Annotated in this window: 11 protein-coding genes and 1 riboswitch; of the genes, 4 read left to right on the forward strand and 7 right to left on the reverse strand. The window is 62.1% G+C overall.

The features are described 5' to 3' along the window. Positions 1-12: 12 nt before the first annotated feature. The 3 genes from glsB to trmB form a co-directional block, all read right to left on the reverse strand. Entirely contained in the window at positions 13-933 is a 921-nt protein-coding gene (glsB, locus tag I6L37_RS21515) for a glutaminase B (protein WP_042025762.1), read from the reverse strand. Positions 934-1,036: 103 nt separating this feature from the next. Further along, complete coding sequence (locus I6L37_RS21520; protein WP_042025764.1) at positions 1,037-1,369, reverse strand: YggL family protein; 333 nt, start codon at positions 1,367-1,369, stop codon at positions 1,037-1,039. Positions 1,370-1,382: 13 nt separating this feature from the next. Beyond that, positions 1,383-2,096: a tRNA (guanosine(46)-N7)-methyltransferase TrmB gene (trmB, locus tag I6L37_RS21525; protein WP_124239204.1), complete on the reverse strand. Its 714-nt coding sequence runs from the start codon at positions 2,094-2,096 to the stop codon at positions 1,383-1,385. A 327-nt stretch (positions 2,097-2,423) separates the two neighbouring features. Here trmB and I6L37_RS21530 point away from each other — a divergent pair, with 327 nt between their 5' ends. Beyond that, entirely contained in the window at positions 2,424-3,605 is a 1,182-nt protein-coding gene (locus I6L37_RS21530) for a PLP-dependent aminotransferase family protein (RefSeq protein ID WP_216992921.1), read from the forward strand. Positions 3,606-3,778: 173 nt separating this feature from the next. Beyond that, positions 3,779-4,684, forward strand: coding sequence for a TIGR01777 family oxidoreductase (locus tag I6L37_RS21535; protein WP_216992922.1), 906 nt, complete (start codon positions 3,779-3,781; stop codon positions 4,682-4,684). Between the two features lie 72 nt (positions 4,685-4,756). Here the strand turns inward: I6L37_RS21535 and I6L37_RS21540 are convergent, their stop codons facing one another. Both I6L37_RS21540 and I6L37_RS21545 read right to left on the reverse strand, forming a co-directional pair. Next, positions 4,757-7,204, reverse strand: a complete 2,448-nt coding sequence (locus tag I6L37_RS21540) for an ABC transporter permease (protein ID WP_216992923.1) — start codon at positions 7,202-7,204, stop codon at positions 4,757-4,759. Between the two features lie 55 nt (positions 7,205-7,259). Then, on the reverse strand, positions 7,260-7,955 hold the full coding sequence (locus I6L37_RS21545) for an ABC transporter ATP-binding protein (protein WP_042025769.1): 696 nt from the start codon (positions 7,953-7,955) through the stop codon (positions 7,260-7,262). 110 nt (positions 7,956-8,065) lie between these two features. Here I6L37_RS21545 and I6L37_RS21550 point away from each other — a divergent pair, with 110 nt between their 5' ends. Next, on the forward strand, positions 8,066-8,665 hold the full coding sequence (locus I6L37_RS21550; RefSeq protein WP_216992924.1) for an arylesterase: 600 nt from the start codon (positions 8,066-8,068) through the stop codon (positions 8,663-8,665). An 89-nt stretch (positions 8,666-8,754) separates the two neighbouring features. Here the strand turns inward: I6L37_RS21550 and I6L37_RS21555 are convergent, their stop codons facing one another. Continuing rightward, a complete protein-coding gene (locus I6L37_RS21555) occupies positions 8,755-9,699 on the reverse strand; it encodes a chemotaxis protein CheV (protein ID WP_042025772.1) in 945 nt (314 codons plus the stop codon). Positions 9,700-9,838: 139 nt separating this feature from the next. After that, the gene (locus tag I6L37_RS21560) at positions 9,839-12,844 is read right to left on the reverse strand and encodes a glycosyl hydrolase family 18 protein (protein ID WP_216994226.1); all 3,006 of its coding nucleotides are present in this window, start codon (positions 12,842-12,844) and stop codon (positions 9,839-9,841) included. 148 nt (positions 12,845-12,992) lie between these two features. Next, positions 12,993-13,079: riboswitch (cyclic di-GMP riboswitch) on the reverse strand. A 295-nt stretch (positions 13,080-13,374) separates the two neighbouring features. On the opposite strand from I6L37_RS21560, the gene I6L37_RS21565 reads away from it, so the two are divergent. Further along, positions 13,375-15,531 carry an ExeM/NucH family extracellular endonuclease gene (locus tag I6L37_RS21565; protein WP_216992925.1) on the forward strand — a complete coding sequence of 719 codons (2,157 nt, stop codon included), beginning with the start codon at positions 13,375-13,377 and terminating at the stop codon, positions 15,529-15,531. Positions 15,532-15,625: the final 94 nt, after the last annotated feature.

A 15,625-nucleotide genomic window follows, 5' to 3' on the forward strand; every position in this document is an offset into this window, starting at 1 on the left:
CATTGAACAAGGTTAAAAAATGGAGCGGCCCAGGCGCTCGGCCAGCAACTCCAGCGCCGCCGTGCCCGCCAGCGAATTGCCGGCCTTGTTGAGCTCGGGCGACCAGACACAGACGCACAACTCACCCGGGATGAGGGCAATAATGCCGCCGCCGACCCCGGATTTGCCCGGCATCCCCACCCGATAGGCAAAATCACCGGCCTCGTCATAGAGGCCGCAGGTGGCAAGCAGGGCATTGACCTGCTTGGTGGTACGGGCCGGCAGCAGCGGCGTCGTCTCACCGAGCGGCACACCCCGGTTGGCCAGATAGATGAAGGCCCGCGCCAGATCGACGCAACTCATACGGATCGCGCAGGCATTGAAGTAGCTTTGCAGCACCTTGTCCACTTCATTTTCGAAGTTGCCATAAGCCTTCATCAGGTAGGCGATGGCGGCGTTGCGGGCGGAGTGCTGGTATTCGGAGCGAGCCACTATCTGATCCGCCATGATGGCCGGGTTGCCGGAAAGACGGCGGGCCAGCTCCAGGGTGCGCTGGCGCGGGGCGGTCAGGCGGGTCTCCAGCAGATCGCTCACCACCAGAGCACCGGCATTGATGAAGGGGTTGCGGGGAATACCCTGTTCGAATTCCAGCTGGACCAGAGAGTTGAATGGCTGGCCGGACGGCTCCTTGCCCACCCGGGCCCAGATCTCCTCCTCCTGATAGAGGGTGAGGGCCAGCGTAAGGCTCAGGGCCTTGGAGATACTCTGGATGGAGAAGGGCTCGAAGGCATCACCTGCGGTGAACAGCTCTCCCTCCACGGTACAGACCGCCATGCCGAGCCGATCGGCGGGCACCTGGGCCAGGGCGGGAATGTAGTCGGCCACCTTGCCTTGCCCCAGCAGCGGGCGCACCTCTTCCAGAATGCTGGCCAGTAATTCGGATGACAACACCATAAGCGATTCCATGACTAAAACGGCTGCGAAGAACCCGGGTCCACTGACAAAAATCCCGCCAGCGGCGGGATTTGTCTATCTGCCCACCATGGGCAAGAGATGATTAGGCCGGTTCACCGTACCAGAGGTCAAACAGCTCGCTGACCACCACAGCTTCCATCCCCTTGGCTTCCAGCCAGGCTTTGACGGCGGCGCGATCTTCTTCGGTGCACTTGCCGAGCTGCTGGGTGCAGATCATCCCTTCCCAGGCCAGGTGGCCGGAACCGGCGAAGGCCAGTTTGCGGGGTTCAATCACTTCATCGATCATCGCATCGACTACCGCATCGATGGTCTCTTCGGCAGTGCCGACCGGGAAGTTGAAACCGATGTCGAACCCCATTTCCTGGAATTCATCGACGCGCAGTTTCTTACGCAGGCGGCGGCTACGATTGGCCATGATAGCTCCTTAGTTAGTTGACACGTTTGAAAATCAGATCCCAAACCCCGTGACCAAGACGATGGCCCCGTTGTTCGAATTTGGTCAGCGGACGCCAGTCGGGACGCGGCACCCAGTTGCCGGTGGCAGAGGTGTTTTCGTACCCCTCGGCGGCGCTCATCACCTCCAACATGTGCTCGGCATAATTTTCCCAGTCGGTGGCCATGTGGAAGACACCACCGATGGCCAGCTTCTGACGAATGGCCTGGGCGAACGCCGGCTGCACGATGCGGCGCTTGTGGTGGCGGCTCTTGTGCCAGGGGTCAGGGAAGAAGAGCTGCAGGCAGGCGAGAGAGCCGTTCGGGATCATGTGCTCCAGCACCTCGACCGCATCGTGGCAAATGACCCTGAGATTGGTGACGCCCGCTTCCTGGGCGGTACCCAGGCAGGCACCTACACCCGGGGTATGCACTTCGATGCCGATGAAGTTTTTCTCGGGGGCGTTCTTGGCCATCTCCACCAGGGAGGCGCCCATGCCGAAACCGATCTCCAGCACTACCGGCGCTTCGCGGCCAAACAGGGCGACCAGATCGAGCGGCTCTGGCGCGAAATCGATGCCCATGACCGGCCAGAGTTCTTCCAGGGCCTTCTCCTGCCCTTTGGTCAGGCGGCCTTCGCGACGGACAAAGCTGCGGATCTTGCGCATGAACTTGCCGTCTTCGTTAAATACATCTTGGGTCACAGGCATAATTGTCTCGTTATTTCATCAATCCGGGTAATACGTCTTGGATCCGCTCAGCGCAAGGACGGCTCGACGCTCGTTATTTCATCGCCTGGCGAAAACAGGGGAGCGAATTATCCCAAGATAGTCACTGGGCGCAAGTGTTTCGCACAACAAATCTTCCATCCACGCCCGCGGATCTCGCAGTCATGGGCAGTGGCCGCCGCCACGGCGCCAAACCGGCTCTTTTTTGGCGAATATTGTTACAGCCATTGCCTCATTTTTTAAATCTGATACAACCGGATAACTTGGCGGTCGAATGGAGTGACCGCTCATCATGCCAGAGAGAGTCCTATGCAGCCGTTTTTTGCCCAGCGTTTCGAAAAAGTCGAGCCTTCCTTTATCCGCGAAATCCTTAAAGTTGCCGCCAACCCGGAGATCATCTCCTTCGCCGGCGGCCTGCCCAACCCGCACCTGTTCCCGGTCAAGGCCATCGACCAGGCCTGCCAGGACGTGCTGCGCGAGCAGGGTGCCGCCGCCCTGCAGTATGCCGCCACCGAGGGTTTCGCCCCGCTGCGCCAATACATTGCCGACCGCTATCTGAGCCGCCACGGCATGCAGGTCAACCCGGACAACATCCTCATCACCAGCGGCTCCCAGCAGGCGCTGGATCTGCTGGGCAAGGTACTGATCGACGAGGAGCAGGACCTCATCATCGAGGAACCTGGCTATCTTGGCGCCATCCAGGCGTTTTCCGTCTATCAGCCCACTTTCAAGCCCATCACCCTCGGTGAAGAAGGGCTGGATCTGGCGGCGCTGGACGAGCTGCTGGCCAGCGGCTCCAATGCCAAGCTGCTCTACGGTGTGCCCAATTTCCAGAACCCGAGCGGCGTCTCCTACAACCGCGCCAACCGCGAGGCGCTGGCCGAGCGGCTGGTGCGCCACGAGCTGCTGATGGTGGAAGACGACCCCTACGGCGAGCTGCGTTTCGAGGGCGAGCACCTGCCCCCTATCGCCAAGCTGGCGCCGAACAATACCGTGCTGCTCGGCTCCTTCTCCAAGACCGTCGTCCCGGCCTTCCGCCTCGGCTGGATGCTGGTGCCGGACTGGCTGCGCAAGAAGGTCACCATCGCCAAGCAGGCGACAGACCTGCACAGCAACGCCTTCAGCCAGCAGGTGCTGCACCGCTTCCTCTGCGACAACTCGCTGGATGCCCATCTGGAAAAGATCAAGGAGGTCTATGGCCGCCAGCGCGCCGCCATGGAGGCTGCCCTGGCCCGTCACTGCCCGCCCGGCGTCAGCTACACCCGACCGGAAGGGGGCATGTTCCTCTGGCTGACCCTGCCGCCGAGCGTCAGCGCCATGGCGCTGTTTGACGAGGCAATCAAGGAAAAAGTAGCCTTCGTGCCCGGCGCCCCCTTCTACGTGCGCCCCGAGCTCCAGAACACCCTGCGCCTGAGCTTTTCCTGCGTGGATGAGGCGACCATCGAAGAGGGGGTCAAGCGCCTCTGCCGCGCCCTCACCCGCATGCTCTGATAGCGCCGCCATGATGGCGAGCACGTTCCTGAAACCAGCGAGTGATCCGCTGGTTTTTTTTCGCCCGCATCCCGCTGCGGTAACAGAGCAGGCAGAGAATGATGAACCTGCGGCCACTTGTTCAATGCCCAAGAGCTGATTAGAGTGAAAACAACGAATTAGGGAGCGCAGCGATGAAGATTCTGATCACGGGGGGCACCGGCTTTATCGGCCGTCGACTGGTGGCCCATCTCAAGGTAAACCACGAGGTGGTGGTATTGAGCCGCCAGGGCAGCCGCGCCTATACCCTGCTGGGTCACGACATCAAGGTGCTCGACAGCCTGGACAGGCTCGACGATCTCAATGACGTGGATGCTGTCATCAACCTGGCGGGGGAGCCCATCGCCGCCGGACGCTGGAGCGAGCAGCGCAAGCAGCTGCTCTGCGACAGCCGCTGGCTGCTGACCGAACAGCTGGTGGATCTCATCAAGCTCTCGACCACGCCCCCCAAGGTGCTGATCAACGCCTCCGCCATCGGCTGGTATGGCAGGCAAGACGATGCGCCGCTGGATGAGCAGTGTCAGACGCCCCACGACGAGTTCACCCACCAGCTCTGCCAGCAGTGGGAAACCCTGGCTCAGGAGGCCTGCAGCCGCCTGACCCGGGTCTGCATCGTGCGGATCGGGCTGGTGCTTGGCACCGATGGCGGCGCCCTGCCCAAAATGCTGCCCCCCTACCGGTTTGGTCTCGGCGGTCCCATGGGCGCCGGCAACCAGGTGATGAGCTGGATCCATGTGCAGGATCTGGTGCGCGCCATCCTGTTTTTGCTGGAGCACGGCGAGTGCGACGGCATCTTCAACGGCACCGCTCCCCATCCGGTCAGCAACAGGGAGTTCAGCCAGGCTCTGGCGCACACCCTTCACCGCCCCCATCTCTTTTTCGTGCCCGCAACCTTGCTGCGCCTGATGATGGGAGAGGCATCGGATCTGCTGCTGACCGGGCAACACGTGCTGCCCGCCCGCCTGCAGCAGGCCGGTTTTCACTTCACTTACCCTGAACTCCCCCAGGCCCTCACCAATCTGCTGAGATCTCCCCGCTAGCACACCCGATACCAAACAACCCGGCCAATTGGCCGGGTTGTTTTTATTGGCTGTAAATAGGTCTACCACCGCTTACAGCAAGCCCTGCCCCAGGCCGCGCAAGCGATCGCTCAGGGTGCCCGCCAGCAGCTGACGGCGCATCCCCTGCCCGGCCAGCGTCACCAGCACGGCCCCCAGGGCCGGCAAGGTCAGCCAGATGGCCCAGTGAAACTGCCACTGCCCCTCGAACCACCACCACTGCAGGCCGAAGGAGCAGAGCTCCACCACCATGGCGGCGCACAGCCCCGCCAGAGCACCGCTCGCTACCAGCTCCCAGCGCAGCATCTTCTTGAGCAGCGCGCTACCGGCCCCCAGAGTGCGCATCAGCAGCAGCTCGCGGCGCCGGTGGGCCATGCTGGCCTGGGTCTGGGTCAGCAGCACCAGCAACGCCGCCACCGTCACCAGCCCCAGCATCAATCCCAGCGCCCGGCTCACCTGTTCGGAAACCTGGCTCAAGCGGGCGATCAAGTCATCTACGTCGATGAGGCTGACCGTGGGATGGCGGCGGATGATCTCCACCTCGGCGGCGCGCCCGGCGGCGGGCAAGCGGTAGCTGCCGAGCCAGGTACGGGAGAAGGAGGAGAGCAGATCCTCCGAGAAGATCATGTAGAAATTGGGGCGCATGTTGTCCCACTTGATGCTGCGAAGGCTGGTCACTCGAGCCCCGAAGCTGCGCCCGTCAATAGTGAAACCGAGCATGTCCCCCAGCTTGATGCCGAGCCGGCTGGCCAGTTCACTGTCCACCGACACCTCCCCGGGCCCATCAAACCAGCGCCCAGCCACCAACTGGTTGTCGACCGGCAGGGTGCTGGTAGTGGTGAAATTGAGCTCCCGATCGACCCCCTCGCGGCCGCTGGCAGCCCCCTCGCCCACCGCCTCGCCGGCGATGTGAGTCAGGCGACCACGCACCATGGGGTAGAAGTCCGAGGTGACCGCGCCCGCCGCCGCCAGATCGGCCAGGATCCCCTCGCGCTCATGTTCCGCCACATTGACCAAAAACCGGTTGGGGGCATCGGCGGGCAAACGGGCCGAGAACTCGTCCAGCAGATCGACGCGCGCCGCCCACAAGAGGCCAAACAGCATGAGTGCCAGGGCAAAGCCAGCCAGCTGGAACAGGCCGCTGCTGCGCTCCCGGGAGAGATGGGCCAGTGCCAGACGCAGGGCGTGAGGGCCATTGACCCTGGCCCCCAGCCGCAGCAGACCGGCGGCCAGCAGCGCCAGCAACCCCATCAGCAATCCCATGCCCCCGACCAGCCCGAACGCCAGACGCACGTCGGCGGTAAAGCCCCACACCAGGGCAAACAGGCCGAGCACCCCCACCGGCAACGCCAGCCAGGGGGGAACGCTCGCCTCCAGCTCGCGGCGCAATACCCGCAGGGGCGGCACCTTGAGCAGGCGCAGGAAGGGTACGAAGGCGAGCAACAGGGTGATGAAGAAGGCGACCGCCACCCCGAGGGCGAAGGGGCGCCAGGAGGGAGGCGGCAGATCCGGGGGCAGCAACTCCCCCAACAGCTGCAGAGTGACCCACTGCATCACAGTGCCCGCCAGCAGGCCAAGCAGGGCACCAATCAGGGTCAGGGAGAGCAGCAGCACGCTCATCAGTTGCCACAGGCTGGCACGGGAAGCCCCCAGGGTCTTGAGCAGCGCCACCATATTGGTCTGGCGCTCGGCAAAGTGGCGCACTGCGATCCCCATGGCCAGCGCCCCCAGCAGCACGCCGCTTAAGGAGGCCAGCCGGAAGAAACGCTCCGCATTGGCGAGCGAGCGCCCCACCCGGGACTCGCCGTCATCCGGCTTGATCCACTTCTGGCCCGGCTGCAGCTTTGGCTCCAGCCAGCGCTCGTAGCGGGCCAGTGACTCCCGCGAGCCCTGGAACAGATAGCGCCACTGCTGGCGCGAGCCGGGCAACAGGGCGCCGGTCGCCTCGATATCGGCACTGTGAATGAGGGCCCTGGGCGCCAGCAGGAAGGGGCTGAAGCCCTGATCCGGCTCCTCACCCAGCAGCCCGGCCACTTTCAGCACCGTATTGCCGACCTCCAATTCGTCCCCCGGCTTGGCCGCCAGCAGCTGCATCACCCGGGCCGACAGCCAGATCTCCCCAGGCGCGGGAGAACGCTGCGGGGTCAACTCCAGCTTGCCGTAGAAGGGAAAACCGTCCGGCACAGCCCGAATGGAGGCCAGCTGCAGCGCCTCACCATGAAACAGCATGCTGTTGAAGCTGACCGTAGTCTGCACCGCCAATCCGTCATTTTTGGCCTGCTGCAACCAGCCATCCGGCATGGCCGTGGCGGTGCGCAGCACCCGATCCGCCCCGATAAAGTCGCGGCCCGATGCCTTGAGGCCGGCATCAAGCCGATCGGCCACCAGCGCCACGCTCAACACGCAAGCCACGCTCAGGGCCAGCGCCAGCACAAACCAGCGCAACTCGCCGTTGAATCCCTCCCGGCGAAGCAGTCGCCATCCCAGTCGCCACTGCATCATTCCCCCTGACCTCCATTTACTAGCCAAACAGGCAGGCATGCCGTCCCGGATCGTCTCATGCCTCCACTCCTTCGGCTGCCCCATCCAGCCGTCCAGCCGCCATCACTATCTGGCGCTGGCAGCGCCGGGCCAGCTCGTGGTCGTGGGTCACCACCACCAGGGTCGTGCCGTGCTTGCGGTTGAGCTCGAACAACAGCTCTATCACTTTCTCGCCCGTCTTGCTGTCGAGGTTGCCAGTCGGCTCGTCAGCCAGTAGCAGGCTGGGCCGGGTCATGAAGGCTCGTGCGATGGCGACCCTCTGCTGCTCGCCACCGGAGAGGCGGGGCGGCAGATGGTGCAGCCGTTCACTCAAGCCCACCGCCGCCAGCAGCTCGCGGGCCCTCTGCTCGCACTCCCGCTCGCCGCGCAGCTCGGCCGGCAGCATCACGTTTTCAAGGGCTGTCATGGTGGGCAGCAGCAGGAAGGATTGGAATACGAAACCGATCTGCTCGGCCCGCAGCCGCGCCCGCCCCTCCTCATCAAGCTCGCCGAGGGATTTGCCGAGGATCTCTATCTCCCCCTGGCTCGGCAGATCGAGGCCTGCCAGCAGCCCCAGCAGGGTGGATTTGCCCGATCCGGACGCCCCCACCAGGGCCACCGTCTCGCCGCTATTGACTTGCAGATCGATCCCTTCAAGGATGGTGAGGCTCTCCTGGCCGAGGCGAACCGATTTGCCCAGGCTCCTGACGACGATAATGGGTGTTGAACTCATGCTGCGTATCCTGTTTATTCAGGGCCTTGGTGACCGCCACCATAGGGTGTCGGCACCCTGTGCAGGCCCTTGTCCTTTTTTAATGCCAATCACTGAAGGGAGTTGATGTTATGGCGCGTATTCTGTTTGCCCTCTGTTTCCTGATTTCATCCGTTCAGGCCCAGACCCTGCTGGTGCTGGGGGACAGCCTGAGTGCCGGTTATCAGATGCAGGCCCAGCAGAGCTGGCCTGCCCTGCTCAACCAGAAGTGGCAAAATGAAGGGGCTGTGCACTCCCTGATCAACGCCAGCATCAGCGGCGAAACGACCCAGGGGGGACTGGCCCGCCTGCCCGCCCTGCTGGAAGAACACCAGCCGGACTGGCTGCTGATCGAGCTGGGGGGCAATGACGGCCTGCGCGGCTTCGCGCCAGCCATCACCCGCAAGAACCTGGCCGACATGATTGTCCTGGCCAAGGCCAACCAGACGCGCGTGGTCTTGACCCAGATCCAGCTGCCGCGCAACTATGGCGCCCGTTATCTGCGCCAGTTCGAGCAGATCTTCCCGGAACTGGCCGAGGCCAACAAACTGCCGCTGCTCCCCTTCTTCATGGATGATATTGCGCTGCGCCCTGAACTCATGATGAACGATGGCATCCATCCGACGTCAGCCGCCCAGCCGCAGATCCGCGACAAGGTGGCCCGTTTCATCGAGCCTCTGTTAGAGCGCTGAAGCCATAGCCCCACTCCAACCTGTCACTCTTCCCATAAACAAACATCCCGCCAGGGCGGGATGTTTGTTTTATCAAAGACACACGAAATTTACTGCTCCAGCACCTGGCGCAGGCGTTCTTGCGCCACTCCGACCAGCAAGTCGGGCTGAAACTTGGAGATGAAGCGGTCACACCCCACCTTCTTGACCATTGCTTCGTTGAAGTTGCCGCTCAGGGAGGTGTTGAGGGTGATGAAGAGGTCGGCCATGCGCGCATCGCTGCGCACCTCGTGGGTCAGGCGATAGCCATCCATCTCCGGCATCTCCGCATCCGTGATCATCAGCAGGATCTCGTCGGTCACCTTCTTGCCCGCATCGCACCACCCCTTGAGCAGGGTGAGGGCCTGCAAGCCATCCTGACACTCGATAACCTCAAGGCCAAGCTGCCCCAGGGTTTCACGTACCTGATTGCGGGCCGTGCTGGAGTCATCCACGATGAGTACCTTGCGACCGTGCATCTCGGGCAGGATCTCCCGATCCAGTACCTCTTCCGAGATACGGATGTCATAGGTGATGATCTCCGCCAGCACCTTCTCCACGTCGATAATCTCGACGATCTGATCGACCCCATCCTCCGGGATCCGGGTGATGGCGGTCAGGTAGTTGGCCCGCCCTGCAGAACGCGGCGGCGGCAGAATATCCTTCCAGGTCATGTTGACGATATTGGCCACCTGCCCCACCAGAAAGCCCTGAATGGTGCGGTTGTATTCGGTGATGATGAGGTTGGATTCGCTATCGATGGGCATGGGGCGCATGCCGATGGCGCTGCGCAAGTTGATGACCGGAATCGAGGTACCCCGGATATTGGCCACGCCGCTGATGTTGTGGTGGGAACCCGGCATCTTGTTGAGGTGGGGCAGCTTGACTACCTCCCTCACCTTGAAGACGTTGATCGCAAACATCTGGCGGGTGCCGAGGCGGAACATCAACAACTCCAGGCGGTTTTCGCCCACCAGCTGGGTTCGTTGATCAACTGAATCCAATATACTCGCCATATGCTGACATCCATCTGATTATTAATCGACTCTATTATAGAGAGCAGCGGCCAGGAAAGGCAGACGCTTTTTCCAGCAGAGCGACCAATCAGACAAAAAAAGTGAGGCCGAAGCCTCACTTATCACATTGATTTTAAAATCAATAGCTACAGACTGACTTCCAGCTGCCGTCGCCGGCTTTGGGTTCACTGCTGGTCCACCAGTTTGCCTGCCACACCGCTTTGTTGTGGGTGATGCGATCGCCGCCGCTGGCGTGATCGCCGCGCGGCCAGCTCGGGTAGGCCGGGTAGGAGGCCGGATCCACGTTCTGGCTGCTGCAGGTCGAACCATCGGAACCACCGCCACCAGTGCCACCCGTGCCCAGTACCGCTTCGGGCAGGGTCGGGAACTCGGCCTTGAGACCTATGGTCTGGCTGCCGCTGATGATGCGCATCCCGCTCGGTACGCCGGCGGCCGGCAGATAGTAGGTCATCGCCACTTCCACCTCGGCTCCCGGTGCCAGGGTCTGCCAGCCCGGCAGGTTCATGGCCACCTTGTGGAAGTCCTTCTCGTTTGCGATGCCTTCCGAGTTGTCGTTGCCACCGCTTTCGACCACCTTGAGCCCCATGCCACTCTGATCCGTGATGGTGTCAGAGGTGGAGGCGGGGACCAGGAACTCGATTCTGGCGCCGCCCGGAATGGTCTGGGTCGACTTGTTGACCAGCTTGAGTTTCGGGTTGATCGGGTAGTTGGAGTCCCCTTCCTTGAAGCCAGAGAGGCTAACGCCGATGTCGAGCTGGGCACTCGGCGCCGGCAGATCGTTCTGCTGGGTATTGTAGGGCGCTGCCTTGGCAAACTTCTCGTAGGCAAGGGTGGTCAGGGTACTGCCCATGCCGTACTCGTTCTTGGCCGGATCGAAGGCGTAGTCACCCGCCATCTCCCAGAACATGACGCCGCCCAGACCGCGCTTGATGATGTAGTCGAGCTTGTGGCCCATGGACTCTTCATCTTCGGTGGAGAGGAACACCTTCTTCTGTTCGTTCCACAGCCAGGGCGCATGGGCCTTGTCATCGTAGTAACGGACATATTGCCCCTGCATCACGTGTGCCGGATTGTTGGGATCCAGACCCCAGGCCGTGCCATAGCTCGGCAAGGTAGTGATGCCGAGGCTGGCCGCGTGCTCCAGGTTCTTGGCATGCCACATGGGCACGGCGCCACCGCCGATCTCCTTGCCGTTCTTGTCGAGATCGTGCCAGATGTTGTCGATGCCGACCGCCCCATTGCCGCACGGAATCGTGCTGCCACCTGTGCCCGGCTGGCACTCGTTCTGGCTCGGCAAGGCCGCCTTGCCACCCAGGCCGTGGGTACCGCCGCTCACCCCCTGCCAACCGCGGGTGTAATAGGGCACACCCACGTTGATCTTGCCGGCCGCCAGGGCGCCGCGGAAGTAGTGGGCAGACCAGGCCGCGTTCAGATAACCGATGCCGCCGAACTGGGCCTGGGTGTAGACGCCCCAGTGAGAGAGCTCGGGGTCGGCATTGTTGTCAAACAGGGCCGCGTTGTGACCGACGAAGTGGTTCCAGGCACCGTGGAAGTCATAGGTCATCAGGTTGACGTAATCCAGATACTGGGTGACCTGGAAGTTCTCCATACCGCGCAGCAGATAGGCCGATGCCGGCGAGGCGATGGTGAGCATGTACTTGCGGCTATCCTCGGTGCCGGCGCTGTCGAGCCGCTCACGCAGGGTCTTCATCAGTACCTCGTAGTTGGCAAACAACTTGGCGCGGCACTGGTTGGAGAGCGGGAAGTCGTTCGGGTTGCCCGCATCCTTCATGGAGGTGGGGTACTCGTAGTCCACATCCACCCCATCGAAACCGTACTGGCGGATGAAGCTCACCGCCGAGTCGGCAAAGGCGTTGATGCCGGCGGTGTTGACCGAGCAGTCGCCCTTGGTGGTGGCGGTGTAGAAGCCGCGGGTATCGGCCCAGCCACCGACCGAGATCAGGGTCTTCACGTCCGGGTACTGCTTCTTGTATTTGGAGAGCAGGTTGAAGTGGCCCTGGTAGGCGAATTCGGGATCCATCTCGGCGCCCGGCACTCCGTCCCAGGTCATCTTGGTGGCGGAGTCATCCACCTTGATGGTATGGCTCTGTTCATCCACCGCCGCGAAGGCGTAGTTGATGTGAGTGATCTTGTCCCAGGGAATATCGTTGACCAGATAGGCGGGCAGGCCGTTCTTGCCGGTGCGCCAGGAGGTGAAGTAACCGATAACCCGGCGGGCATGGTCATCCCCCATGCACTCGTAGCCGTCCGGGCGGTAGATCTGGCGGATGTCGCAGGAGAGGTTGCCACCGGTGGGCGGCAGGGCCGCCTCTTCCACCTGCACATCGACCAAGGCTGATTCGCCAGTGAGGTTTGCCTTGTCGGTCGCCACCAGCTTGAGTGCCGCCGCCCCCTTGGCTTGCGGGATCCAGCTTACCTGCCAGGGCGCGCTGGTGTCCTCTCCTACCTTCTTGCCATCGACGAACAGCTCGACTTTGGCAACGTCGTTGTTGGCGTCAGTCACACTGCCGCTCACCGCCACGCTGCGGCCCAGGGTCACCTTGGCACCATTGGCCGGGCTGCTGATGTTCACCTTGGGCGCTTCTGGCGCTACCACGGCATTGATGCTGAAACTGGCGTCCGCCTCACTCAGCACCTTGCCGTCCTTGTCCAGCGCCCGGGATTTGAGCTGATGGGCCCCCACTCCGCTGGCGACCCAGCTGGCTGACCAGGGAGAGGCGCTCACTTGCGCCACCGGCTGGCCATCGATCAGATATTCGACCTTCGCCAGCGCGCTGCTGTTGCCACTCAGGGTCACCGCCAGCGCAACCTCTGCCCCTTCGTCAAATGCACTGCCAACGGCGGGCGAGCTGACGACAAGCCCCAGATCCGGATTACCGCCCCCCTCGCTGAACAGTTTCCAGGCATCACCCCAGACCGAACCCACACCGGGTTCGTAGTGATAGGGAGACGCACCGCACCAGCCTGAGTAGGGAAATTCCTTGCATTCGTAGAGGTTGCCGACGTTGCTGACGACATCGCCAGCCTTGTAGGCCGTGCCGGCCTGATAGGCAGGGTACGCCGCCAACGCCCAGGCGGGCATGGCAGCAAGGGCCACCAGCATGGCGAGCCGGCTGGGCCTTAAGGTTTGTTGCATATTGTTATCTTCCTTGTTTTGTCTTGGCATGGGTCACCAGGACAAAGAACAATCGCAACCTGCGTGATAGGTGCAGACAACTGGCGATGGACGCGCCACAGACACGACTGTCACCCAGGGAAACCCCGCTATCTGTCTTGACTACCCAGACAGACCGGAGGCATTGCGTCCCGGCATCGCTACCGGTTTGCCCTTTACCTGGGTTCCGTTAGGAACGGATCAAGTATAGGAATTAACCACCACACACTCAATCTTCATTTTCAAAGAAAATTATGTGACCGACGCCGGTCACCTAGCTCCAATCGCGCATACAGATAACATTTTTATCATTTATTTCAGTGTGTTAGCCAAGTCAAAAAAAGGGATATCTCAGGCGCCGACATCCCGGTTATGTGCGTTGGCTCACTGGTATGACATGCCGGAAATGTGACAATGCGCGCCCTTGGTCAAGGAGCCAAGGCTATGGAAATACTGGCAAAAATAAAAAAGGAACACCTATGAAAGGTACACGTACCCTGCTATCGCTGGCCGTGGGGCTGGCGCTTGCGTCCCCGTCTCTCTACGCGGCTGGATTCACCTGCCCGGCCGATGCGTCCTTAACTCCTGTCCCCGCCATCCAGGGCAGTGGCGACAAGAGCCCTCTGGTGCCCGACGACAGCTTCGTGAGCCCCCAGAGCGTCACGGTCAAGGCCGTGGTCTCCGCCCTTGGCGAGAACCTCAACAAGGGGTTCTACCTGCTGGATGTGCAGGGCGATGGCAATCCCCAGACCTCGGACGGCATCTTTGTTTATCTGAACGACAAGAGCTTCGCCAGCAAGTACCCGGACATCAAGCCGGGCGCCGAAGTCTGCCTGGAGGCCAAGGTCGAGGAGTATTACGGCCACACCCAGCTCAAGCCCGTGTTTGACGGCACTACCCCGCGCCTGCAGGTCCTGACCCAGACACAAGCCCCGGCCGCCGTGCCATTGCGGGTACTGGAAGGGGAAAACCTCGCACGGTCCCTGGAGCGCCACGAAGGGATGCGGGTGCGCCTCGATGCCGACAGCCTGCTCAAGGTGAGCCGCAACTTCAGCTATGACTATGCCGCCAAACGCAACAACCTGGTGCTCGCCCACCAGGCACCGCTGATGAAGCCAACCCAGCTGCATGTGGCTGGCAGCAGCGAGGCCAAGGCACTGGCCTCGGCCAATGCCGGCAATCGGGTGTTCCTGGAATCAGACTTCAAGGCCGCTAACGGCACACTGCCCTGGCTGCCCGCCTGGGAGCCGGAGCAGGGTTACCTGCGGATCGGCGATGCGCCGGTCAATCTGGAGGCCATGGTGGGCTACAGCTTCGGCGAGTATCGTCTCATCGTCCCTCGGGAGCAGACCATCACCATAGGAGATCTGCTGCGCACCAGTGACAACGATCGCCAGAATGCACCGGATCGCATCGCAGGCTCGGATCTGCGGATCGGCAGCTTCAACGTGCTCAACTACTTCACCAGCCACTCCAGCGTGGGCGGTGCCCTCAACGTACTGTGCCAGGATCAGGCTGATGCGGACAGCGCCAAGGGCTGCAACCGGGGCGCCAAGAGTCTGGAGGATTTCCAGAAACAGAGCACCAAGATTGTCAACGCCATCACCCAGATGGATGCCGACCTGCTCGGTCTGATGGAGATGGAGAACAACGGCTTCGACGATACCTCTGCCCTCCATGATCTGGTCACCCGTCTCAACCAGGCACAAAAAGACGCGAGCAAGCATTATGCCTATGTTCGCCTGCCAGCCACGGCTCTCACCGAGGGCAAGTTCTTCGGCGGTGACGCCATCATGGTTGCCATGATCTACCGCCCCGCCCTGCTCACTCCCGCCGGCGATGCCAGCTTCATCCAGATGCCGGAACAGCGCTACACAGTGGGTGGCATCGCCAAGCGCGCCTCCCAGCGTGACTCTCTGGTGCAGACGTTCACCGTCGAGGGCAGCAAGGAGCCACTGACCCTGGTGGTCAACCACCTCAAATCCAAGGGCTCCGGCTGCTACGAGAATGGTGATGGCAAGAGCGAACCCGCCGATCTGCAGGGCAAATGCACCGAGTTCCGGGTCACCGCCGCCAAGGTGTTGGGGGATGCGGTCAGCAAGCTGTCCGATCAGGTGCTGCTGGTGGGGGATTTCAACTCCTACGCCAAGGAAGATCCAATCCGGGTGCTGACCGACTACAACCCGGCCACCAGCGAGCGCAAGATTGTCTCGGCCTCCCACACCTATCTCGGCGAACAGCCCTATGAGCAGCTGGGACAGGAGGTGACTCGCAGCTACGGTCTGGTCGATCTGAACGTGAAATTCAACAAGGAGAAAGCCATCTCCTACAGCTATGAGGCCGAGCTCGGCACCCTGGACTACGCCCTCGCCAATCCGGCGCTGGCCGGCAAGGTACTCGGGGTCGCCGACTGGCATATCAACTCGTTCGAGAGCAACCTGTTCGAATATGGTCGCAGCTTCACCGGCGATATGATCAAATCCGACAATCCGTTCAGCGCCTCCGACCATGACCCCGTCATCGTTGATCTCAAACTGGGCAGCGATGCGGCCAAGCCAGGCTCCTCGTCAGGTGGCGGCGCCCTTGGCCTGGGCTTGCTGGCCCTGTTACCGCTGGCCTGGCGACGCCGCCGCTAAACACGGTGACGCCCATTGTCATGCCCCAAAGCCCGCACCTGCCGCGGGCTTTTTCGCCCCCCGGGTTCTGTGAGTGGCACGACGTATGGGAAGC

Origin of the sequence: Aeromonas sp. FDAARGOS 1407 (genome assembly GCF_019048725.1) — a bacterium.
In the GTDB taxonomy this organism is placed as follows: Bacteria; Pseudomonadota; Gammaproteobacteria; order Enterobacterales; family Aeromonadaceae; genus Aeromonas; species Aeromonas enteropelogenes.